Here is a 21,314-nt window from a genome sequence, read left to right on the forward strand (position 1 = left end):
AGATAAAGAGGTGATATCACCTTCAGCAATCAGCTTGCCGCTCACAAACAATCCCACCCTGTCGCAAACCTGTTGCACCTGGTGTAAATGATGCGAGGACAATAATACGGTGAGTCCTTCTTCGCGGCTAAGCTGAACAATCAGGTCAAGAAATTCTTTAACCCCTTTCGGGTCAATGCCGAGCGTTGGTTCATCGAGAACAATAATTTCGGGGTTCTTAATTAATACATCTGCAAGTCCCAGCCGTTGTATCATTCCACGGGAATACTTACCTGTTTTTTTATCTGCGGCATCAGCAAGGCCCACTCTTTCGAGCAGTTGCATTGCTTTTTCTTTAGCCAGGTTTTGCGGCAGGCCATTAAGACGGGCAATATATACAAGATTTTCCAGGCCAGTCATATCATCATAAAACCCAACGTTATCCGGTAAATATCCCACCTTCTTTTTTACTTCAACCGGTGAGGTAGTTGGGTTGATGCCGCAAACTTTTGCCATACCCGAATCAGGTTCGGTGAGACCTAGCATCATTAGAATCGTGGTTGATTTGCCGGCACCGTTAGGTCCGAGCAGGCCAAATATTTCTCCTTTATAAATCGAAAGATTTAAATGATCAACGGCAGTAAGTTGATCATATTTTTTTGTCAAATCATTAAGTTCAATGATTGGTAATTTCACATTTACCTCCTTCCATATTTACTGAATAAATAAAATACGCTTCCTAACGCGATAAATATTACCAGCACGCCCATCCATCCCCAAAGCATTGATGTGCCAACCGAAACCCGCAACTCTGTTTTGGAGGTGGTTTCCGGTGTTTGTGCCATGATTTCGGCCATGTAATCTCCCGCAATGGCGTGCTTATCTGCTTTGATAGTGGCAAATACCTGCGCCGTTTGTCCCGCGGCAAGGCCGTCGATTTTCACAGGATCAAATGTTACATCCCAGTTAGTGGGTGCTTTAAAATGCAACGCAACATTTTTCAATGGAGCAGAGCCGGTATTGGTTACTATCATTGCCATGCGCCGCGAATCTCCGGCGGTAATATCCGTGCTTAGCAGGCCATTTGGCGTAGTGAGCGCCATTGAATAGGAACCAGTAATCATTACATCAAGTTCAAGCCCTGCAGAGGTTTCATTAGTAGATGCCATTACCGGAATACGGTAAGTGCCAGCTGGAATTTGATCAGGTGGATTGATGATAATGGTGATATCTTTTGTTTGATTGGGATCAATGCTTACCGAAGCCACCTGTTTGTAATTAGCCTTAAAAGTAACGTTCCAGCCGGGCGGTGTTCCTGCATTCAACGCATATAATGCCGTATCCGCAGTTCCGTTTTTTAACCTGGCATCGAAAGTAAAAGTTGTGTTTGCCGCTCCTTGCAGGTTGGACTGCGTGGTAGTGAATTCAGTTTTGTAGGTTCCTCTTTCTGAGACAACAACAGTAAGCGGCAGGACGGCCAGTCCTTTTGCGTCTACGGTAAACCGGTAGATTCCTTTATTAACCTGCAGCGGAACGATCACCTGTAAACTTACCGTTTCTTTACTTCCCGGAAGTACCGCAATCCGGTGAATTTTCCATCCGCCCGCGGTAAGTGAATGAGTCCAGTTTCGTGGCAGCCCTGAAACAGATAAATCTGCGTTTTGAATGGCACTACCGTTGTTGATGACCTGTATGTTATAATTTATGGTTTGCCCCGGAGGCACAGAAATATCTGTGTAAGGAGAATACAGCTTAAAACCAAGGGCCGAATGTCCCTTTGCTCCGGCAACAAAAGAAAAGAAACAAAATAAGAGCGATGGAAAGTAGTGAAAGGTTTTGGGTAGTCGTACATGCATAGAAAACTTGTTCTTAAAAAATTATCTAAGAGAGGTGTGTACATTCACGGCAGCCCGCAAATGTATAAAGTGAACAAAATCGATCCCGTTAGAAAATCGTTAAAATCTCACGGTAACAATTTCCTTTTCAGCAAAGTCTGCCGATAAATGCCGGACTACGGGTCAGGTTTATATTATTCATCTTTAACGGGGCTTGAGTAAAGATAAAAATCAAGAAGGTTATCAATTAAGTTAAGATTAAGCTGTATAATTCGCTGGCGGCACCCGATTGATTGTCGTCTATGAACGAAAGCTCAAAAGATCTGCAATCTGAATACATTTTTAATTTTACCTTTCCATCCTAATATAAAAATCATTGTTTAATTGAAAAGACTAATGTTGCACGGCATGGTTAGTTGGTTTTTATTAATGACGGCTATTAATCCATTGCAGGCACAAGTAAAAATTTTAAGTGTAGATCCACCCTTAACCAGCTTTTCTATTGAGCGTGTGCATAGTGCACATATCGCAGCTTATGATAATAATATTCCCTCTAAGCACCGGCTAATTCTTATGATCGTCGGTACTGGTGGATATGCTTCCGGAACCCGGGCAATGGACAGCGTTTTTGCCACCATGGGTTATCATGTTATTAGCCTTGATTATGAAAACAATGTAATTACAACGGTTTGTTCGCTTAGCGAAGACAGTAGCTGTTTCGACCGCTACCGGCAGGAAATTATTACCGGCGACCAGGTGAGTGACAAAGTAAACGTCGATAAGAGCAACAGCTTATTGAATCGTTTTAATCATTTAATGCGCTATCTTATAAAAAATGATCCTGGTGGTAACTGGAATGAGTTTTATGTTGCCGGGCATCCTGCATGGAATAAGATTATCAGCGCCGGCCATTCGCAGGGAGCCGGTCATGCCGGTTATCTGGGTAAAATGTTCAGGTTAAGCCGCGTGCTGATGTTTTCGGGCCCACAGGATTATCTTGACGATTTGCATAAACCAGGTGCATGGCAATCGAAAAAGAGCGCCACGTCTCCGTCCCGGTTTTTCGCGTTCCTGAATCTAAATGACCCTTTTAATATTCATCACCAGTTAGCTGATGATATGGCCTTGATGAACCTTTCCCGAATTGATACCTTAATGGTACGGCCCGGCGTTCCTGTACGGGGACACGCACATATTTTGGTAAATGATATCCCTACTAATAATCCACATGGTTCCACTATTACATTGCAATTTGCAAATGTGTGGAAGTACATGCTAAATGAAGGTGCCGGAAAGGACTAAACAACTTATGACCACTATGTTTTAAATGTTATTACTTGCCATGGTTAGCTTATCATAAATTGAAATCGTCGCTGGTAAATTAAAAAGTAGCTGTAAGATATTTTGCATGGATTGGCCAAGAACTGATACTCGGATAAATCAGTTACCTGGCTGCTGATGAAGCAACTGAAGCCCGACAAATGATCTTGGCTTAAATCCGGGCCACGATTTTGAAGAAGAACTACTATCAGCAACAGACAGGTATTTGCTGAAGTCTTTGTGCTGAATATAAATACCTAAGAAAGCGGTTACAAAGTGTTGGTTAATATTATTGATGCGGCGCTGGTCCCAGGCGGGTTCTGCATAATGGTAAAAGTCTGCGAATTTCGACGGATTAAATAATTCAGCCGGTGGTGGATTGGGCGCCACATTATGTCTTGCATTTTCGTAAGTTAAAAGATACCGGTTAGCATTTACAGATGATTCATATATTGCTTTTGTGCCACCCTCGTAGCCGGAAACATCATCCTTGCTTCCTGCGACAAAAAAGGTTGGAACTTTTAATCCTTTCAGGCCTTCTGCATCCCATACGCCGCGTTCCATGCCCCATGGTGCAAAAGCCACCACAGCCTTTATCCGGTGATCTATGGATGCTATAAAGTCAGGATTACCGGCAACACGAACATTAATGGCTTTGCTTCCGCCGGTCATCGTTGTGAAGAAAGCTTCCATTTTTTCACTATATCCGGCGCCGGCAGCATTCAACACACCGTAGCCGCCCATGGAATAACCTATAAGTGCAGTATTACCGGCATCTACTAATCCAGCCAAGAAATCGCCGCTGTTGCTTTTGCCGGAGATACCCATTTGGTTAAGCACAAACAAAATATCTTTTGCCCTGTTCAGCAAAGTACTTTGAAAAGCTTTGGCATCAGCATGCGTAGATTCGGTATGATCAATGGCTACGACTACATAACCTTTTGAGGCCAGGTTTTCAGTAAGATAACTTAGCAGAACTCTTGAGCCGGGGTAACCATGCGATACAATTACTAATGGGTAGGGAGTGGCTTTGTTATCCGGCGCAGCATCCCGCAGTGCCCTGCCTTTAAAAGTGAAAGGCGTAAGTGGTCTTGAAGAATCAGTGATGTTGCCATAAGTATCATTGTAGGTCGTCAATACGGTTTTGCCCTCCGGGATTACAGCGGGATACCATACTTCTACTTTGAGTGGGCGGTCGTATAAGGGATCCACACCATGTTTTGAATTGAGAATATCAACCTGCCCTTTATTAACCAGCGTGATTGTTCTTACACCCACGTTATATTCTCCCCGTAATGCAAGTTCCGGGGCATCCGGTAAGGCGTCGCCATTAATAAAAGTGACTGCGTTTGCAACCGGCGCCTTGCTTGTTGTGCAAGCCTGCAACAAAAAAATACCAATGATAAATAAAGTCTTTGAGGCACGTAATTTCATTCTTTATGTATTGAGTAGTTAACGATTATAAAACTGCGATAAAACTATGTCTATTTTTTGAGAGCTGCTGTAAGGGCAGTTGGAGAAGTTCATTACATCACTAATAAAAAGTATGTTGAATAATGATAAGAAAATTGGCAAATAATGATGGGGTTACTTAAATAACTTGACTACCATCATGGCGCTAACTAATAGCCGTCATTGTGAAATTGTAGATCCGGAAATAGCTTTGAATTGGATCGAAAGGATAAGAGAAAGGTCAGGCGAACTAAAGTCTAAAATTATAATCAATAAGATCCACTAAAAATCAAGCTCATGTATATCGAAATAAACGACAACACAACGCTCAGGGAAATACAACAAGTGTTCAATAATTTCTATCCTTACCTGCAAATTAATTTTTACAGGAAGGCCCACAAGAAATATGAAGCTTCTTCCGAGAAGGATTTGATTGATCCGGACCAAACTGTTGGTCAACTCAAAAAAACTCATGTTTCGAGTTTGCTTGAAATGGCGCCTAAGTACAAAGTTTCCGATGTTGAGAAAGAATTCATGGTTCGGTTTGGATTGTCAGTACAAGTTTTAAGAATGGACCGGGACAACTGGGTGCAAACGACAGGTACGGATGACTTTACACTAAAAGAATTGAATGAATTATCAAGGAACTCGTCCGATGAATTTGTGCTAATGGATTACGATGAAACCTTTGAAGATGATGAAGTGGAACCGGAAAAATTATGGTAGGTAATCATCACATTCATGTTGGAATTGCCTGGAATGCTGAGAAACACTTGCAAGCGCGACGCCAACTCATTTATTAATTTCCGGGTTTTGCCAAACCTGTTTGACGGCCGGATAGTGCCATGCATTCAATATTGGTGATCTGGTATGCCACCTTTACTCCGCGCTTTGATTTATTAACCTGCAAAATTGCGGCATCCTGTGGCTGGACGTTTTGAAAATAGAGTATTTCTGTTTTAACAATATTACCATCGGGGTTCAGGTATTTTAATTCTACGGTTACTTTATCCAGTACAAATGTTGAACGATTTTGCAACGTCATTTTAAGGTTCCGGATGCCACCCAATACTCCTACATTATAGTCATTCGTTTCAAGACTAATTTTGGCGGAAATATCCGCGATGGTTGGAGGCTTTACCTTGATGTCGGCAACAGGGTTCGCATTTTTATCATCCTTATTATTGCTGCTATCCTGGTTTTTCGACGTTGTATCTTTATTCAGCAGAACATTATTAGTAGCCATACCCCGTCTTTTATGTTCTTTATTTACAGGAGCTAAACTTTGTTCCGCAGGAAGGTCGGGCTCTGAAATAGGTGACGCCGCCAGTGCGCTGGTGTCACTCATTACTTTGGGTAAGGTAGGAGAGAGAGTAGCACTTTTTTCAGGCAAGGCGTTTAGTTGATGTGCCCCAACGGGCCTCTTGTTTTCCCAATTCATTATGAGTAACATTAGCAGGGCACCCGTTAGTACCAAACCGGTATAGAGAGCGATTTTTTTAACCTGTTCGGGAAGTTGAATTGCGAAGGCGTTTTTATTTCGTTGCTCGTCTTGTCCCGGATTCATAAGGGTCGTCCGTTTTATTTCTCCGGGTGGGGAGTTTTTGTTTGACAGGAAATTAATCTCTTTTTTCTCAGACCCGGAAAGGATCACCCGTACGGGATGCCTGTATCTTTCCAGGTTTTTTATATACGGATCAGTCCTTGTTTTTCCGGCCAACTTTTTATTGAACCGGTCCTCACGGTTTGATCCTTCCTGCGAAATCAATTTCTCCGCACTTATTTTTTTATCCTCGTTATTGCTTGCAGATACCAGTTCTCTTAGCTCAGTAATTTCAAAAGGACTGCGCCAATCCATGCTCTGGCACTCCACCCAGATTAGATCAGTTTTTTTCAAACCAATTTCCTGCAGCTCTTCGATGCTGAGAGAAGTACTTTCCTTGTTATTACGAAGCAGTATATAACTGTTCCTCATTTGCTGAGAATTTTCCATTTAAAATTAAGAAAATTTGACACTAATTCCCGCAAAGAAATTGTGGTATTTTTTGAACCTGTTGTGTCCCCTATTTGAATAAGCGTAGAGATGAAATGGCGGTACCGGCCACCCGGTGGTGAGGTTTAATTATAACGATTACGTGTATTCACATTCAATAAACACTTAATTGGAGTTTTGGTTCCCTGCAGTGGTTCATATCTCAACAACCGTGATACGAATGGAGCAAGGGTATTAAACCTGGTCGTTCTCCTGCAAGAATGCTTATGGTTTTAGATTGACCATCAAAATTCCTGGTAATATAAATCGCATTAGTTTTGGTTGGTAGTAACATTATTTAAGTGGCTGCATATTTAGTATATGTTCTGCATTTTCATGGTACACCTTTTTAAGTACTTCATCGGTCAACGAAAGTCCGTATAACGGCCAGTGATAATTAAAAAGATCTTGTTCATAAAAATGTTCATCGGCCGTTTCAAGGATGCGAAACGTTGTTTTGTACATTTCATATCCCATCCCCATATCAGTTCCATACACAATCCGGTTTGCATATTTTGTGATAAATGAATTTACAAACCTGGGAATGGGCGCAATTTCGCCATAACGGGCAGCGATATCCGCAAAGAGATTGGGGTAACTATCAAATAATTTCCCCAGCCTGTTCAGATCTGAGCAACAATTAGCAAGATGACAGGCTATGAAAACAGTTTTCGGATTTTCCTTGACAGCATTTTCAAGTGTGGCAATTAACTGATCATGATTGAGAATCCCTTTTTTACTCATATCTACTTTCCATTGTGCCGCATTCATTAATCCATCGTTGGTCGAATCACTTTTTTCATACATCCAGGCATCTTCTGCAACATGAATGCTTACCGGCATGTGCAACTCTGCGCACTTTTGAAGTAACGGTTCCATACGGGGATCATCAATATGCAACCCCCATCCTTTTACAGGTTTGGAATAAAATTCCCCCAATCCCTTATCTCCCAATTCCCCAACACCCCTGGCTCCCTTTTTATAACATCTTACCAACTCCGCAATGGCATGCGCTTCCCATCCTGGTTTATCGTACCCTGTATAATCAAACCCACACCAAACCTGGAACCTGTTTTTAAAAGGCTGATACCTGGCAACAGCGGAATCAAAACTTGCCCCAGTTGCATAGGTTAAAATAATCGTTTTTGAAATACCTGCCTCATCCATTGTTTTTATCCATTCCTTTACACCGGCATCTGTTTTCGGGTAATCATGCGAATGCATATCTATCACAGGATACCTGGCTTTTTTTACTTCTGTTTCAGGGATTTTATAAATTGAAACCGGGTGATAATCTTTTAGCTTGAGGCTATTTACGTCCTGGGAAAAACAAACAACAGAAGATATTGCCTGCAGAATTAGAATAAGTGAATAAAGAAGAGTCTTTTTCATGCTGATTGATTTAGTGTACATTTTCTTCGTAAAAACTTCGTTGTATTGAGAAAAGAGATTATGCAAATTGCAGAAAATATTTTTTGATTCCTTTATATCATTTTTTCTTACCATGTTTTCTCAAATAATACCTTTAAATAAAATGAATTGTTTTAATTTGTTGTAAGCATCCAATTACTTTACTATCATCAAAAGATAATGGGCGACATCCAGAAAATATACAGGAAATTATTACTTCCTTCTGATGATTTAATTGCAGATATCACAAAATTGGATCGTGATATTATCATTTTGGGAGCCGGTGGTAAAATGGGGCCTGCTTTGGCAAAGCTTGCAAAAGAGGCCATTGACAAAGCAGGTATAAGGAAGAAAATAATTGCGGTGTCCCGTTTTACTGATTCGGATACGCGGCAAGAATTGAACGATGCTGGAATAGAAACACACAGCGCTGATCTCCTGGAAGATGACCAATTACAATCATTACCTGACGTAAAGAATGTACTTTATCTCGCCGGTACAAAATTTGGTACCACCGGAAACGAATCTTTTACCTGGGCAATGAATAGTTATTTACCCGGGCGTGTTGTACAGAAATATAAAAATTCGAATATTGTTGCGTTCTCAACAGGCAACGTTTACCATCTCACTCCTGTCGATTCCGGCGGGGCAACTGAAAATAGTGTACCCCATCCCGTTGGTGAATATGCGCAGTCGTGTCTTGGCAGAGAAAGACTTTTTGAATATTACTCCAAAAAAAATAATACACCTGTTTTAATCTACCGGTTGAACTATGCTAACGATGTTAGCTATGGCGTATTGTTGGAAATTGCCCAATCGGTAAAGTCAGGCAAAGCTGTTGATTTGACTATGGGCTTTGTAAACGTGATCTGGCAGGGCGATGCAAATGAAATAGCTTTAAGATCATTATTCCATTGTGAAGTTCCGGCAAAAATTTTGAATGTTACCGGACCGGAAATAGTCTCAATTCGCTGGCTCGCGAATGAATTTGGAAGGATATTCGACAAAAAACCGGTCTTAATAAATGATGAACAACCAACGGCATTATTAAGCAATGCTTCGGAAGCTATGCGTCTTTTTGGTCGTCCAAAAGTTTCACTTAATACAATGATGGAAGTAATAGCGGAATGGGTAAAACAGGGTGGTAAAATATTAAATAAGCCAACACATTTCCAGGAAAGGGAAGGTCAATTTTAAAAGCGATGAAGTCAAACACGTTACCTGCCGAAATAAATAATCTACTAAAGCAGGGGACTGTAATCCCTGCCCATCCATTGGCATTGCAGGCCAATCTAAAGTTGGATGAAGAAAGACAGGGTATGCTTACCCGTTATTATATAGCTTCCGGAGCAGGGGGCATTGCGGTGGGTGTGCATACTACACAATTTGAAATCAGGAATGAGGGAATAGATCTTTTAGAACCGGTATTAAAAATTGCTGCCGAAGCAATTACTCATGCAAATTTGGAACATCCTTTTATAAAAGTGGCAGGCATAGTCGGCTCGACAGATGCGGCATTGAAAGAAACCGAACTTGCACTAAAATACGGATATCATCTTGGCCTCGTGAGTATGGGAGGTTTGTCATCATGGTCTGAATCAGAACTTATAAAAAGGGTTGAAAGAATTGCAGACGTCATTCCTGTTTTTGGTTTTTATTTGCAGCCTGCAGTGGGAGGAAGAATTTTGAGCTACGAATTTTGGAAGGACTTTGCAGCTATTCCAAATGTTCATGCTATAAAAGTTGCTGCCTTCAACCGGTACCAAACACTAGATGTGGTAAGGGCTGTCTGCAATTCTTCAAGAAAAAATGAAATCGCTTTATATACCGGTAATGATGATAATATTATCGCCGATCTCTTAACTCCGTATCGGTTTTTTATAGATGGAGAAATTATTGAAAAGCGATTCGTGGGAGGATTGTTGGGTCATTGGGCAGTATGGACAAAAAAGGCTGTCGATCTTTTTCATGCAATAAAACAATGTGTGAAGGATGGAAATAATTGTGCAGAAAAACTTTTGTCTGATGGCATAATTATTACCGATATGAATGCCGCTATTTTTGATGCAAAAAATTCTTTTCGCGGATGTATCGCAGGCATTCATGAAGTTTTGCGAAGGCAAGGATTGCTGGGGGGAATTTGGTGTTTGAATTCCTCGGAAAAACTTTCCCCGGGTCAAATCGAGGAGATTGATAGGGTCTGTGAGCAATACCCCCAATTTACAGATGATGACTTTGTAAAAAAGTTTATTTCAGGGGAGCATAAATTGGTTGGGGTGAATAATAATAATCTCTAACGGATAATGTTACACGATAAAATAAAACAAGTAGCCAAACAAATTCATAGTAAGGTAACAGATACCCGCAGGCATTTACATAAGTATCCTGAATTGTCATTTAAGGAATTTGAAACGTCGGCTTTCATTAAAAGCCGCTTAGATGAAATAGGAATTTCCTGGCGGGTGATGGCTAATACCGGTATTGTTGCAATGATAAAGGGAGATTTGATCTCCGATAAGGTTATTGTGCTGCGTGCCGATATGGACGCCCTTTCTATCCAGGAAACAAACCAGGTACCATATATTTCTTCCAACAATGGCGTTATGCATGCCTGTGGTCATGATGTGCATACTTCCTCACTATTAGGCACAGCCGAAATATTGCAGGCTGTAAAAAACAATTTCGGCGGAACGGTTAAATTGATATTTCAACCGGGAGAAGAAAAGCTTCCCGGAGGGGCCAGTCTCATGATTAAAGAAGGCGTTTTAGAAAATCCGGTGCCTGGTTCCATGTTGGGCCAGCATGTTTCCCCGGCTATTGAGGCCGGCAAAATTGGGATTCGCAAAGGAAAGTTCATGGCATCCATGGACGATATATTTGTTAACGTTCGGGGCAAAGGCGGACATGGTGCACAGCCGCATCAGAACGTAGATCCGGTACTAATTTCAGCCCACATCCTTACAGCATTGCAACAGGTCGTTAGCCGGATGGCTAACCCGGATATCCCTTCTGTTTTATCTTTCGGAAAAGTAATAGCAGATGGTACCATAAATATTATACCCGACGAAGTTTATATGGAAGGCACCTTCCGCACTATAGATGAAAATTGGCGAACGGAAGCGCATACACGAATGAAGAAAATGGCAACAGGAATTGCCGAAAGCATGGGCGGAATTTGTGAATTCAATATTGTTCGCGGATACCCTTACTTAATAAATAATGAAGTACTTACCGAAAGGGTAAGAGAATTTGCAGAAGAATATCTTGGAAAGGAAAATGTAATCGATATTCCCATCTGGATGGCTTCTGAAGATTTTGCTTCCTATTCACAATTGACGAGCGCCTGTTTTTACCTGTTGGGAGTTGCCAATAAACAAAAAGGGATTTCATCCTCTCTTCATACCTCCACCTTTAATATCGATGAGGAAGCCCTTGTGTTAAGTACAGGACTCATGGCTTATTTGGCTGTGAAGCAATTGGGCAATTAAAGAAAGTCAATTCTTTAATTTTCCCCTTAAATAATCTTTATCGTTACATTTGAACATGGTTGTTTTTATTCAAACGATAAAAAACAATCAATAAATCCAATCATTAAATATTTTCAAATTAATGATAAAAATAAATACCGACTTACAGCCTTCTGATCTTTCCGGTAAACTGGAAAAGTTTTGGCAACTCTCCGCCGAAAAAATTCAATTAATAGAAAAGAATTATGATACAGCAAAAGGTTCCCCTGTTTTTACCAGTAAGGGGCGTTATACAACAAGAGGATGGACGGAATGGACACAGGGATTTCAATATGGCTCTGCTATTTTGCAATTTGACGCAACAGGTGATATCTCATTTTTAGAATCAGGGAAAAAGAATACGGTAAGTTATATGGCACCTCACATTAGCCATACAGGTGTTCATGATCATGGTTTCAATAATGTGAGTACTTATGGAAATCTCCTCCGTTTAATGCATGAAAAAAAGATCCCTTTCAATGAATGGGAAAAGAACTTTTATAAATTGGCAATTAAAATTTCGGGAGCCATCCAGGCCAGCAGGTGGACGAAAATTAAAGAGGGTGGGTATATTCATTCTTTCAATGGAGCTCATTCACTCTTTGTAGATACCATACGTTCATGCCGTGCGTTGCTTCTCAGCTATTCGCTTGGCCACGTTCTCCAGGGCGAAGGTGATGAAAAGATAAATTTGTTAGACCGTGTCATTCAACATTTGCTATCGACTGCAAATTATTCCATATTCTATGGTGAAGGCCGTGATATTTATGATACATGGGGACGAACAGCGCATGAAAGTATCTTCAATGTAAAAGATGGAAATTTCCGTTGTCCCAATTCACAACAGGGATATTCTGGCTTCACTACCTGGACACGCGGTCTTGCCTGGGCGATGTGTGGATTTGCTGAAGAATTGGAATACTTTGATTCAATTGAAAATGAAACGGCACAGTCCCCGGCTCATAAAAATATTTTACCCGTTATATTAAAGGCGGCAAAAGCTGTCTGCGATTTTTACATTGAAAATACGCCATCTAACGGTGTACCCTACTGGGACACCGGTGCCCCGAATCTTTATAAGTTAGGCGATTATTTAAATACGCCCGCTGATCCTTATAATGAGTATGAACCGGTAGATAGTTCTGCAGCAGCTATTGCAGCACAGGGATTATTGCGGCTTGGTCATTATCTTCAAAGTAAAGGCGAAGCACAGGATGGTGACCGCTACTGGCGGACAGGCCTTACCGTTATGAATACCATTCTGGATGAACCCTATCTAAGTTCAGATCCAAATCACGAGGGGTTATTATTGCATTCAATTTATCACAGGCCTAATGGTTGGGATTATATTCCGGACGGCAGCAAAATTCCAAATGGCGAATCCAGTATGTGGGGCGACTATCATGCACGTGAAGTAAGTCTCTACCTGCAGCGGATAATTAATAAAGAAACTTACTATACTTTTTACAACATCCAATAAATGGAAGAACATAAAGACCTGTCGAGACTTTGTATCCACACGATTACGACCAAACCGTGGAGTATAGAAGAATCCGCACGAAATTTTTCTGAGGCAGGGGTAAAAGGTATCACGGTTTGGCGTGATGCTCTTGATGGAAGAAATATAAAACAAACCGGGCAACTGTTGCGGGAGTATGACCTTACAATTGTTTCGCTTTGCCGTGGAGGCTTTTTTGCGCATAAAGATTTGCATAAAAGAAAAGTTGCTATTGATGATAATAAAAGAGCCATTGAAGAAGCCGCTGAATTAGGAACCTCAATGATAGTGCTCGTATGTGGTGCTGATCCTACGCAATCTTTAGAAGAATCAAGAAAACAAATTCATGATGGTATTGCGGCTGTATTACCTGGTGCATCAGCAGCGGGAATAAAGCTCACTATAGAACCACTCCATCCGATGTATGCCGATACCCGGTCGGCCATCAATACGCTGGCACAGGCTAATGATATGGCGGAGGCTTTAAACTCTCCCTGGGTGGGAGTTGCAGTGGACGTTTACCATCTTTGGTGGGATCCTTCTTTAGAGAAAGAAATAAAACGTTGTGGAGAAAGCGGAAACCTTGCCGCGTTTCATATTTGTGATTGGAATGTTCCAACTGCAGATTTATTGCTTGACCGTGGCTTAATGGGTGAGGGATGTATTCCCGTTAAGAAAATAAGATCATGGGTAGAAGCCGCAGGTTTCGATGGGTTTAACGAAGTGGAAATTTTTTCCAACGCATTTTGGAAACAAGACCAGTTAGAATTTCTTAACAAAATTATTAAGGCTTATAAAGAGAATTCCTGATAAGTGTTTTAATAAAAGTGGATATGGAATGGAAGCGCAAACTATAATTGAATGTTATTAACTTCATTGCACAAGGTATTTTTATGTTTTAATAATTTGATCAAAAAAACACTCTGATGAAAGAACATAAAGTAGGGATTATTATGAACGGTGTTACGGGGCGGATGGGTACCAACCAACATCTCTTGCGGTCCATTGTTGAAATAATAAAACAAGGAGGCGTGAATATCGGTGATGGTGAAACGATAATGCCGGATCCTGTGTTAGTAGGCCGGGACGAACACAAACTAAAAAAGCTGTGTGACATCTCCGGTATGAAAAAGATGAGCACAAAACTTGATAACGTGCTTGCTGATCCCGGCAACGTCATTTATTTCGATGCGCAAACTACCGGAAGGCGGGCAGAGGGAATTAGGAAAGCCGTTGCAACCGGTAAGCATATTTATTGTGAAAAACCCATTGCAGTTGATACAAAACAGGCAATGGAATTGTACGAACTCTGCAAAAATGCAGGAGTAAAGCACGGTGTAGTGCAGGATAAGCTATGGCTTCCGGGAATCATAAAATTAAAGAGGCTGATACAGCAGGGATTTTTTGGCAGGATACTTTCTGTAAGAGGTGAGTTCGGATATTGGGTATTTGAAGGCGATTCTATCCCGGCGCAAAGACCTTCATGGAATTACCGGAAAGAAGATGATGGAGGCATAATTGTAGATATGCTTTGCCACTGGCGCTACCTTCTTGATAATGTTTTTGGAAAAGTAAAGTCAGTTTCCTGCCTTGGTGCAACTCACATACCTCAACGGATAGACGAAAAAGGCAATGCCTATAAATGCACAGCGGATGACGCCGCTTATGCAACTTTCGAATTGGAAGATGGTATTATTGCGCATTTTAATTCTTCATGGACGGTAAGGGTGCGGCGCGATGATCTGCTGACGCTCCAGGTTGATGGTACCAAAGGGTCGGCAGTTGCGGGTCTGCGTGACTGTTATACTCAACATTATGGAAATACGCCAAAGCCTGTTTGGAATCCCGACATAGCGCAACCTATTAATTTCTTTGAAGGCTGGGCGAAAGTGCCCGAACAGGAAAATTATGATAACGCCTTTAAGGCAGAGTGGGAGTTGTTTTTAAAGCACGTAGTTAAAAATGATCCTTTTCCATGGGATCTCCTGGAAGGAGTTAAAGGTGTGCAACTCGCCGAGAAGGGATTAGAAAGCTGGAGTAAAAGATGTTGGGTAAATATTCCTGAAATTTAAATTAGCGGGATAATGAAAAGAGTAGCATTAATTACGGGAGGCAGCAGGGGCATAGGTCATGGCATTGCAACAAAACTTGCAGCAATTGGTTTTGACCTGGCGATTAATGGCGTGAGGGCAGCAAGTGAAGTTGAAGAAGCATTAGCTAAGTTGAAAGAATTTGGTAATGATGTTATTTACTGCAAAGGGGATACTTCTTCATCGCATGACAGGGAAAGTATTATTTCTACAGTAAAAGAACATTACGGGCAATTGCATGTCCTGGTAAATAATGCGGGTATAGCACCGAAGGAAAGAAAAGACATTCTTGAGGCAACGGAAGAAAGTTTTGATGAAGTAATTTCCGTTAATCTGAAAGGAAGTTATTTCCTTACACAAAAAGTTGCCAACTGGATGATTGATCAAAAGAAAAATGATAAAGAATTCAATTGTTGCATTATTAACATCTCTTCAATATCTGCAACCGTTGTTTCTGTAAACCGTGGCGAATACTGTATTTCGAAAGCCGGGTTGGGGATGGCTACGCAATTATTTGCGGTTAGATTGGGCGAATTTAATATCCCCGTTTATGAAGTAAGACCCGGCGTTATTTACACAGATATGACGGCAGGCGTGAAAGAGAAATACGATAAGCTGATTGAAGAAGGCTTGTGTGTGCAGCAACGGTGGGGCTTACCCGAAGATGTTGGAAAGGCGGTTGCGTCATTAGTGAACGGCGATCTTGCTTACTCAACCGGGCAGGTGATTATGATAGACGGCGGATTGACGATTCCAAGATTATAGTTTATAAAGCATAATAATATTACGTAATGAAAGAAAGAATCCTTCTCCTTATGGTTGCTTCGTTGATTTCAATTTGCCTGGCAAACTGTAACTCCGGCGTGGGTGCTGAAAATTCTATTTCGACCGATCCCCTTGTCATCGGGAAAGGGCAAAATATTTTTGCTGAAAAATGTTCCGGTTGTCACAATTTTAAGCTCGATGGCATTGGACCACAACTAGGCGGAATTACCTCTGTTCATTCTGCTGAATGGATTAGAAATTTTATCAGTAATCCAAAGCAAGTGATAGAATCGGGAGACACTACTGCACAGAAACTTATTAAACAATTTAAGTTAGTGATGCCTTCATTTAATAACTTGCCTGATTCAGATCTTAATGCGGTAATTGCCTATATAAATATCCAGAAAGTCCATGAGCGGCCACCGGTTTCTATAGATACAAATGACATAAAGAATCCAATCCCCGATTCAATTACAACATCAGGCCTGGTAGTGACTATTGATTCGGTAACACAAATACCTGCCTCGTCGGACCAGGCACCCCTGGCGAGAATCACCAAACTGGACTACGAGCCAAATACCGGTGATATCTTTATTCTTGACTTGCGTGGTAAGCTGTATAAACTTCAAAATGGAGATCCGAAAGTTTATATGGATATGGCTGCTTTAAGACCAAAATTTATTAACCAACCGGGCCTGGCTACTGGTTTTGGAAGTTTTGCTTTCCATCCTGAATTTTCTAAGAACGGCCTTCTTTATACAACGCATACAGAGCCGCCCGTATCCGGTGAGGCTGATTTTAGTTATGCGGATTCTATTCCGGTGGTGCTGCAATGGGTGGTAACAGAATGGAAAACAGAGCCGGGAAAGTTTCCATTCTCCGGCACAGGCCGCGAAATTTTGCGGATCAACATGCCCAGTGGAATACATGGTATGCAGGAAATTACTTTTAACAGGCTTGCAAAACCAGGCGATGATGATTATGGACTATTATATATAGGAATAGGAGATGGAGGCAGTTCAGAAATCGGGTACCCGTTGACGTCAGAGAACCCCCGGCGCCCCTGGGGAAGTATTATTCGAATCGACCCTTCCGGACATAACAGCAAAAATGGTCAATATGGAATTCCTCCGGGCAACCCATTTGCTCAAAAAGATCCTGGCAAATACGCCAGGGAAATTTATGCTTACGGTTTTAGAAATCCTCATCGTATCAGTTGGAGCCCATCGGGCCAGATGTTAGCCGTAAATATCGGGCAAACAAACATTGAGTCGGTGAACCTGGTGCTGCCCGGTCATTTTTATGGCTGGCCTTTGAGGGAGGGGACTTTTGCAGAGCGGTTCTTTAATGAAACCGGCAAGATATATCCATTGCCTCCGGATGATTCTATATATCATGTTACCTATCCGGTTGCTCAGTTTGATCATGATGAAGGAACGGCTATTTGTGGAGGATTTGCTTATCGGGGAAATGCCATACCGGAACTCAAAGGGAAATTTCTATTTGGAGATATTGCTTCGGGAAAATTGTTCTTTGTAAACATGAAAGATTTGAAAATTGGTAAGCAGGCTCTGATAAAAAAATGGAATATTTCCTATAAAGGCCAGCCAACAACGCTGGTGAAACTCAGTGGAAACAATCGCGTGGAAATGCGATTTGGCATGGATAGCAAAGGCGAATTGTATATTCTTACCAAGGCGGATGGGAAAGTGTATAAGCTGGTGAGCGCAACAATAAAATCGTAAATAAATTCTTTTGTATAGATAACTTTTAATTGATTCTATAGAAATCAGAAAATAATTTTTAATGAATGAACGCTCTGCTGCATTGACCGATTCACCTTCCAATTCTATCGTAAGCCAGCTTTTAAAAATTCCCGTATTGGTTGCTGCACTCGGCTACCTGGTTGATATGTATGACCTTTTTCTTTTCAGCATCGTACGTGTTCCGAGTCTTAAATCGTTGAGCCTTTCCGGCGATAGCATCTTGAAAAATGGACTCATGTTGCTGAACCTGCAAATGGCAGGTTTGCTTATTGGTGGCATTGTATGGGGTATTTTGGGCGATAAAAAAGGAAGACTCTCTGTTTTGTTTGGATCAATTTTGATTTACTCGTTAGCAAATATTGCCAACGGTTTTGTTACTAACGTTAATCAATATGCGATATTACGATTCATTGCGGGCTTTGGTCTTGCCGGTGAATTAGGTGCAGGTATTACGCTCGTTACTGAAATTTTAAATAAAAAAATTCGCGGCTACGGAACCACTTTGGTAGCAACTATGGGCGTTTTTGGTGCGTTACTTGCCTATGTTATCGCCAACCTGTTCGATTGGCGGGCATCTTATATTATTGGCGGATGTTTGGGATTGGTTCTGATGATTTCACGAATTAAAGTTTTTGAATCCGGCATCTTTATAAAGCTAAAAGAGAAACATGTGAAACGTGGCCGGATTGTAATGTTGTTCAATAACAAAAGAAGACTATTAAAATATGTGACGAGCATTGTTATTGGTATGCCGATCTGGTTTGTGACCGGCATACTCATTACATTCTCTCCTGAATTCGGACATGCTATGGGGTTAGATCAGCCAGTAGACGCAGGCAAGGCAGTCCTTTTCACCTTCGGCGCACAGGTGGCCGGGAATATTGTAAGCGGTTCATTGAGTCAATATTTGCAGAGCAGGAAAAAAGTAATTCTTTTATTTATGCTGCTATCGTTTGTGTTTGTCCTGGTTATGTTACTTTTCCCGGTTCAGCACATCAACTTGTTTTATGTATTGTGCTCCTGCCTTGGTTTTTGCAGCGGCTACTGGACCCTCTTTATTACCGTAGCGGCAGAACTTTTTGGCTCCAATCTCCGTGCTACGGTTGCCACAACCGTTCCCAATTTCGTGAGGGGAACTATCATTCCTTTGACCGCTCTTTTTGTGTTGATGAAAAATTATACCGGAGTGCTGCAGAGTGCTTTGGTTGTCGGAATCATAACCTATGCTCTTGCTCTCGTGGCACTGTTTTATTTGGAAGAAACATTTTCAAAAGATCTGAATTACACAGAAAGCAGTTGAATGAAAAAAACAGCCTTTATAATACGCGAAATGCGTTCGACAGATATTAAGGGAGCTATGAGATTGTCAACCGCAGAAGGATGGAACCAAACCGAAAATGATTGGAGGTTTTTAATTGAAAACCCCCGAAACACCTGCGTTGTTGCTGAACATTCCAATACAATTATTGGAACGACGACTGCAATAAATTATTCAGACAAAATAGCCTGGATTGGAATGGTGCTGGTGGATAACGCATTTCGCGGACAAGGAGTAAGCAGTTCTTTGCTTAAAAAAGTTTTAAAAAAATTATCATCGTTCAAATCTGTTAAGTTGGATGCCACGCCCGCAGGGCAGAATGTTTATAAAAAATTTGGATTTAAGGATGAATTTGAAATTGTTAGGATGACAAATATGTCTATTGCGGATTTATCAATGAATACTAATGAGCCAATTTCGCCCGCACCCGTTGGGTCAAATGATTTAAAGGAGATCAGTGACTTTGACGAAAATATTTTTGGCGCAGACAGATCACCACTTATCAAATACCTGCTATCAACATATCCGCAAAAAGCATGGATGATCAAAAGAAATAATTTAATTACAAGCTTTGCATTGGGAAGAGCAGGAAACAAATATCATCATATCGGGCCTGTGTTTGCTCAAAACATTGCTGATGCAAAAAAACTTATCGTTTCCGCTACGAATGAATTAAAAAATCAACCTGTTGTGGTAGATGCATTGTCCGAAAAAAAAGAGCTCGTTAGTTGGTTAAATACAAGTGGCTTTGTGGTACAGCGAAAGTTTATGAGAATGTATAAAGGCGAAAATTTATTTCCCGGTAATATCGCGAATCAATACCTGATTGGCGGTCCCGAATTCGGCTAAAATATCTTGAACGAAACTAGCGGTAAGCTTTTCATAGACGCGACATGCAGACTGTTACATCAATACTTTGGTAGTACCTCCTTTTGCTAATGTTATATCAACCGGTGCATTGGTCTTCCACGAACCGGCAGTAAAATCGGGTACTGTAATGGAGTTGGATCTGTTGGCAACACTCCATTCACTTAAAGGAGCTATAGAACTCCAGAGCGCAGCATCATACACGTCTTCATCGAGAGGTAAGCCGTTGCGAAGGCAATCGATCGTTCTCCAGTCCATTAGAAAATCCATACCGCCGTGGCCCCCGACTTGCTTCGCCAGTTCTCCGAGTTTTTTTACGATGGCCGGCTGGTATTGCTCTTCCAGTTTTTTATACTCGTCTTCCTGTATCCAATCTTCGCCTTCAAAAGAAAGCCTCCCTGGTAAAGGATATTTTAATGCGGTTCCTTTCGTGCCGGTTATTTTGTGAATGCGTGAATAAATATTGGGAGAGCTTACATCGTGCTGCAACATAATGGTTCGACCCTTAACAGTGCGGATAGTACTTACATTCATATTACCTCTGAATTTTTTATTGGCATATCGCTTATAAAAATCATCTTTTGCTGCAAGTTCATTCGCCATTGGCTCCATCATGAAATCGTTGGATGACATCGATGTTAAATAATCCATTTTATCGCCTCGATTGATATTCATGATCTGGGCGATTGACCCTAATCCGTGCGTAGGATATAAATTTCCATTGCGGAAATTTTCTTTCAGCCGCCACATGTTCCAGTATTTTTCTTTTGAGAAATTTCCCTCGAGCAGGTTGTGCAGGTAGGCTCCTTCACCGTGAACGATCTCTCCAAACAATCCTTGTCGTGCCATGTTCAGCGTGAGCAATTCAAAAAAATCGTAACAACAATTCTCAAGCATCATGCAATGCTTTTTGGTACGTTCCGATGTTTCTACCAGTTGCCAGCATTCATCAATTGTTTTGGCAGCGGGAACTTCTACGCAAACGTGTTTGCCATGGTTCATGGCGTAAACCGCCATGGGCGTATGCATGCCCCAATGGGTGGCAATATAAACAAGATCAATATCCGGGCGTTCACATAATTTTTTCCATTCATTCTCGCCGCCGGTATACACCCCAGGAGTATGTATCGTAGCCTCTAGAGATTTTTTAACTGCATCAGTTTTTGTGGGACGCAGGTCACACAATGCCTTTATTTCCACCCCTTCGATATGGCGCATTCGATCAACTGCAGCGGGTCCGCGGTTACCTAACCCGATAAAACCAATCCGTACAACGTCTAATTTGGGAGCGGCATAACCACTCATATTGAAGTGTTGTTTATCCGTAGCGTTGGAAGTGCGTATGACCCTATCCGTTAGTTTATCGTCCCCATATATCTTTATCTTATCAATTCCTGCCAAACCTATTCCGGCAAGTGTTGAATACTTAAGAAATTTTCTCCTGTTGCTTTTCATTGTTTATTCTTGAAAAATTTT

18 protein-coding genes are annotated in these 21,314 nt (G+C 41.3%); 12 read left to right on the forward strand and 6 right to left on the reverse strand.

The genetic code is table 11. The features are described 5' to 3' along the window. Both ACO1O5_RS01435 and ACO1O5_RS01440 read right to left on the reverse strand, forming a co-directional pair. A partial coding sequence (locus tag ACO1O5_RS01435) for an ABC transporter ATP-binding protein (protein ID WP_486267756.1) occupies positions 1 to 675 on the reverse strand: 675 nt, incomplete at its 3' end. A gap of 2 nt (positions 676 to 677) precedes the next feature. Further along, positions 678 to 1,835 carry a COG1470 family protein gene (locus tag ACO1O5_RS01440; protein ID WP_486267758.1) on the reverse strand — a complete coding sequence of 386 codons (1,158 nt, stop codon included), beginning with the start codon at positions 1,833 to 1,835 and terminating at the stop codon, positions 678 to 680. A gap of 363 nt (positions 1,836 to 2,198) precedes the next feature. Between ACO1O5_RS01440 and ACO1O5_RS01445 the strand changes: the two genes are divergently transcribed. Further along, entirely contained in the window at positions 2,199 to 3,116 is a 918-nt protein-coding gene (locus tag ACO1O5_RS01445) for a BPSS1187 family protein (RefSeq protein WP_486267760.1), read from the forward strand. A gap of 138 nt (positions 3,117 to 3,254) precedes the next feature. Here the strand turns inward: ACO1O5_RS01445 and ACO1O5_RS01450 are convergent, their stop codons facing one another. Next, positions 3,255 to 4,568 carry an alpha/beta hydrolase family protein gene (locus ACO1O5_RS01450; protein ID WP_486267763.1) on the reverse strand — a complete coding sequence of 438 codons (1,314 nt, stop codon included), beginning with the start codon at positions 4,566 to 4,568 and terminating at the stop codon, positions 3,255 to 3,257. A gap of 315 nt (positions 4,569 to 4,883) precedes the next feature. Between ACO1O5_RS01450 and ACO1O5_RS01455 the strand changes: the two genes are divergently transcribed. Beyond that, entirely contained in the window at positions 4,884 to 5,312 is a 429-nt protein-coding gene (locus ACO1O5_RS01455) for a hypothetical protein (RefSeq protein WP_486267765.1), read from the forward strand. A gap of 73 nt (positions 5,313 to 5,385) precedes the next feature. Here the strand turns inward: ACO1O5_RS01455 and ACO1O5_RS01460 are convergent, their stop codons facing one another. Continuing rightward, positions 5,386 to 6,579 carry a hypothetical protein gene (locus tag ACO1O5_RS01460; protein WP_486267767.1) on the reverse strand — a complete coding sequence of 398 codons (1,194 nt, stop codon included), beginning with the start codon at positions 6,577 to 6,579 and terminating at the stop codon, positions 5,386 to 5,388. 333 nt (positions 6,580 to 6,912) lie between these two features. Next, the gene (locus ACO1O5_RS01465) at positions 6,913 to 8,010 is read right to left on the reverse strand and encodes an amidohydrolase family protein (RefSeq protein ID WP_486267769.1); all 1,098 of its coding nucleotides are present in this window, start codon (positions 8,008 to 8,010) and stop codon (positions 6,913 to 6,915) included. Between the two features lie 198 nt (positions 8,011 to 8,208). Between ACO1O5_RS01465 and ACO1O5_RS01470 the strand changes: the two genes are divergently transcribed. The 10 genes from ACO1O5_RS01470 to ACO1O5_RS01515 all read left to right on the forward strand — a co-directional run bounded on the left by ACO1O5_RS01470 (position 8,209) and on the right by ACO1O5_RS01515 (position 19,820). Next, positions 8,209 to 9,225 (forward strand): NAD-dependent epimerase/dehydratase family protein, encoded by a 1,017-nt coding sequence (locus ACO1O5_RS01470; RefSeq protein WP_486267771.1) that lies wholly within the window; start codon positions 8,209 to 8,211, stop codon positions 9,223 to 9,225. A gap of 5 nt (positions 9,226 to 9,230) precedes the next feature. Beyond that, positions 9,231 to 10,325 (forward strand): dihydrodipicolinate synthase family protein, encoded by a 1,095-nt coding sequence (locus ACO1O5_RS01475; RefSeq protein WP_486267773.1) that lies wholly within the window; start codon positions 9,231 to 9,233, stop codon positions 10,323 to 10,325. Positions 10,326 to 10,331: 6 nt separating this feature from the next. Next, entirely contained in the window at positions 10,332 to 11,516 is a 1,185-nt protein-coding gene (locus tag ACO1O5_RS01480; RefSeq protein ID WP_486267775.1) for a M20 metallopeptidase family protein, read from the forward strand. A gap of 121 nt (positions 11,517 to 11,637) precedes the next feature. Beyond that, positions 11,638 to 13,014, forward strand: a complete 1,377-nt coding sequence (locus ACO1O5_RS01485; RefSeq protein ID WP_486267777.1) for a glycosyl hydrolase — start codon at positions 11,638 to 11,640, stop codon at positions 13,012 to 13,014. Continuing rightward, positions 13,015 to 13,842, forward strand: coding sequence for a sugar phosphate isomerase/epimerase family protein (locus ACO1O5_RS01490; RefSeq protein WP_486267779.1), 828 nt, complete (start codon positions 13,015 to 13,017; stop codon positions 13,840 to 13,842). Between the two features lie 116 nt (positions 13,843 to 13,958). Continuing rightward, entirely contained in the window at positions 13,959 to 15,104 is a 1,146-nt protein-coding gene (locus ACO1O5_RS01495; protein ID WP_486267781.1) for a Gfo/Idh/MocA family protein, read from the forward strand. Between the two features lie 12 nt (positions 15,105 to 15,116). Continuing rightward, on the forward strand, positions 15,117 to 15,887 hold the full coding sequence (locus ACO1O5_RS01500; RefSeq protein WP_486267783.1) for a 3-ketoacyl-ACP reductase: 771 nt from the start codon (positions 15,117 to 15,119) through the stop codon (positions 15,885 to 15,887). Positions 15,888 to 15,913: 26 nt separating this feature from the next. Continuing rightward, on the forward strand, positions 15,914 to 17,632 hold the full coding sequence (locus ACO1O5_RS01505) for a PQQ-dependent sugar dehydrogenase (protein ID WP_486267785.1): 1,719 nt from the start codon (positions 15,914 to 15,916) through the stop codon (positions 17,630 to 17,632). A 61-nt stretch (positions 17,633 to 17,693) separates the two neighbouring features. Beyond that, positions 17,694 to 18,953 carry an MFS transporter gene (locus ACO1O5_RS01510; RefSeq protein ID WP_486267787.1) on the forward strand — a complete coding sequence of 420 codons (1,260 nt, stop codon included), beginning with the start codon at positions 17,694 to 17,696 and terminating at the stop codon, positions 18,951 to 18,953. Continuing rightward, positions 18,954 to 19,820 (forward strand): GNAT family N-acetyltransferase, encoded by an 867-nt coding sequence (locus tag ACO1O5_RS01515; protein WP_486267789.1) that lies wholly within the window; start codon positions 18,954 to 18,956, stop codon positions 19,818 to 19,820. It abuts the gene before it with no gap. Between the two features lie 54 nt (positions 19,821 to 19,874). Here ACO1O5_RS01515 and ACO1O5_RS01520 read toward each other — a convergent pair whose 3' ends face one another. Next, positions 19,875 to 21,293: a Gfo/Idh/MocA family protein gene (locus tag ACO1O5_RS01520; RefSeq protein ID WP_486267791.1), complete on the reverse strand. Its 1,419-nt coding sequence runs from the start codon at positions 21,291 to 21,293 to the stop codon at positions 19,875 to 19,877. Positions 21,294 to 21,314 lie beyond the last annotated feature (21 nt).

The sequence above is a fragment of the Ginsengibacter sp. genome, from assembly GCF_057362405.1.

Coding starts and splice junctions, on each gene's coding strand:
- ACO1O5_RS01480 (WP_486267775.1), top strand. CDS start 10,332: ATGTTACACGATAAAATAAAACAAGTAGCCAAACAAATTCATAGTAAG.
- ACO1O5_RS01515 (WP_486267789.1), top strand. CDS start 18,954: ATGAAAAAAACAGCCTTTATAATACGCGAAATGCGTTCGACAGATATT.
- ACO1O5_RS01475 (WP_486267773.1), top strand. CDS start 9,231: ATGAAGTCAAACACGTTACCTGCCGAAATAAATAATCTACTAAAGCAG.
- ACO1O5_RS01440 (WP_486267758.1), bottom strand. CDS start 1,835: ATGCATGTACGACTACCCAAAACCTTTCACTACTTTCCATCGCTCTTA.
- ACO1O5_RS01465 (WP_486267769.1), bottom strand. CDS start 8,010: ATGAAAAAGACTCTTCTTTATTCACTTATTCTAATTCTGCAGGCAATA.
- ACO1O5_RS01510 (WP_486267787.1), top strand. CDS start 17,694: ATGAATGAACGCTCTGCTGCATTGACCGATTCACCTTCCAATTCTATC.
- ACO1O5_RS01460 (WP_486267767.1), bottom strand. CDS start 6,579: ATGGAAAATTCTCAGCAAATGAGGAACAGTTATATACTGCTTCGTAAT.
- ACO1O5_RS01455 (WP_486267765.1), top strand. CDS start 4,884: ATGTATATCGAAATAAACGACAACACAACGCTCAGGGAAATACAACAA.
- ACO1O5_RS01485 (WP_486267777.1), top strand. CDS start 11,638: ATGATAAAAATAAATACCGACTTACAGCCTTCTGATCTTTCCGGTAAA.
- ACO1O5_RS01495 (WP_486267781.1), top strand. CDS start 13,959: ATGAAAGAACATAAAGTAGGGATTATTATGAACGGTGTTACGGGGCGG.
- ACO1O5_RS01505 (WP_486267785.1), top strand. CDS start 15,914: ATGAAAGAAAGAATCCTTCTCCTTATGGTTGCTTCGTTGATTTCAATT.
- ACO1O5_RS01470 (WP_486267771.1), top strand. CDS start 8,209: ATGGGCGACATCCAGAAAATATACAGGAAATTATTACTTCCTTCTGAT.
- ACO1O5_RS01520 (WP_486267791.1), bottom strand. CDS start 21,293: ATGAAAAGCAACAGGAGAAAATTTCTTAAGTATTCAACACTTGCCGGA.
- ACO1O5_RS01500 (WP_486267783.1), top strand. CDS start 15,117: ATGAAAAGAGTAGCATTAATTACGGGAGGCAGCAGGGGCATAGGTCAT.
- ACO1O5_RS01490 (WP_486267779.1), top strand. CDS start 13,015: ATGGAAGAACATAAAGACCTGTCGAGACTTTGTATCCACACGATTACG.
- ACO1O5_RS01450 (WP_486267763.1), bottom strand. CDS start 4,568: ATGAAATTACGTGCCTCAAAGACTTTATTTATCATTGGTATTTTTTTG.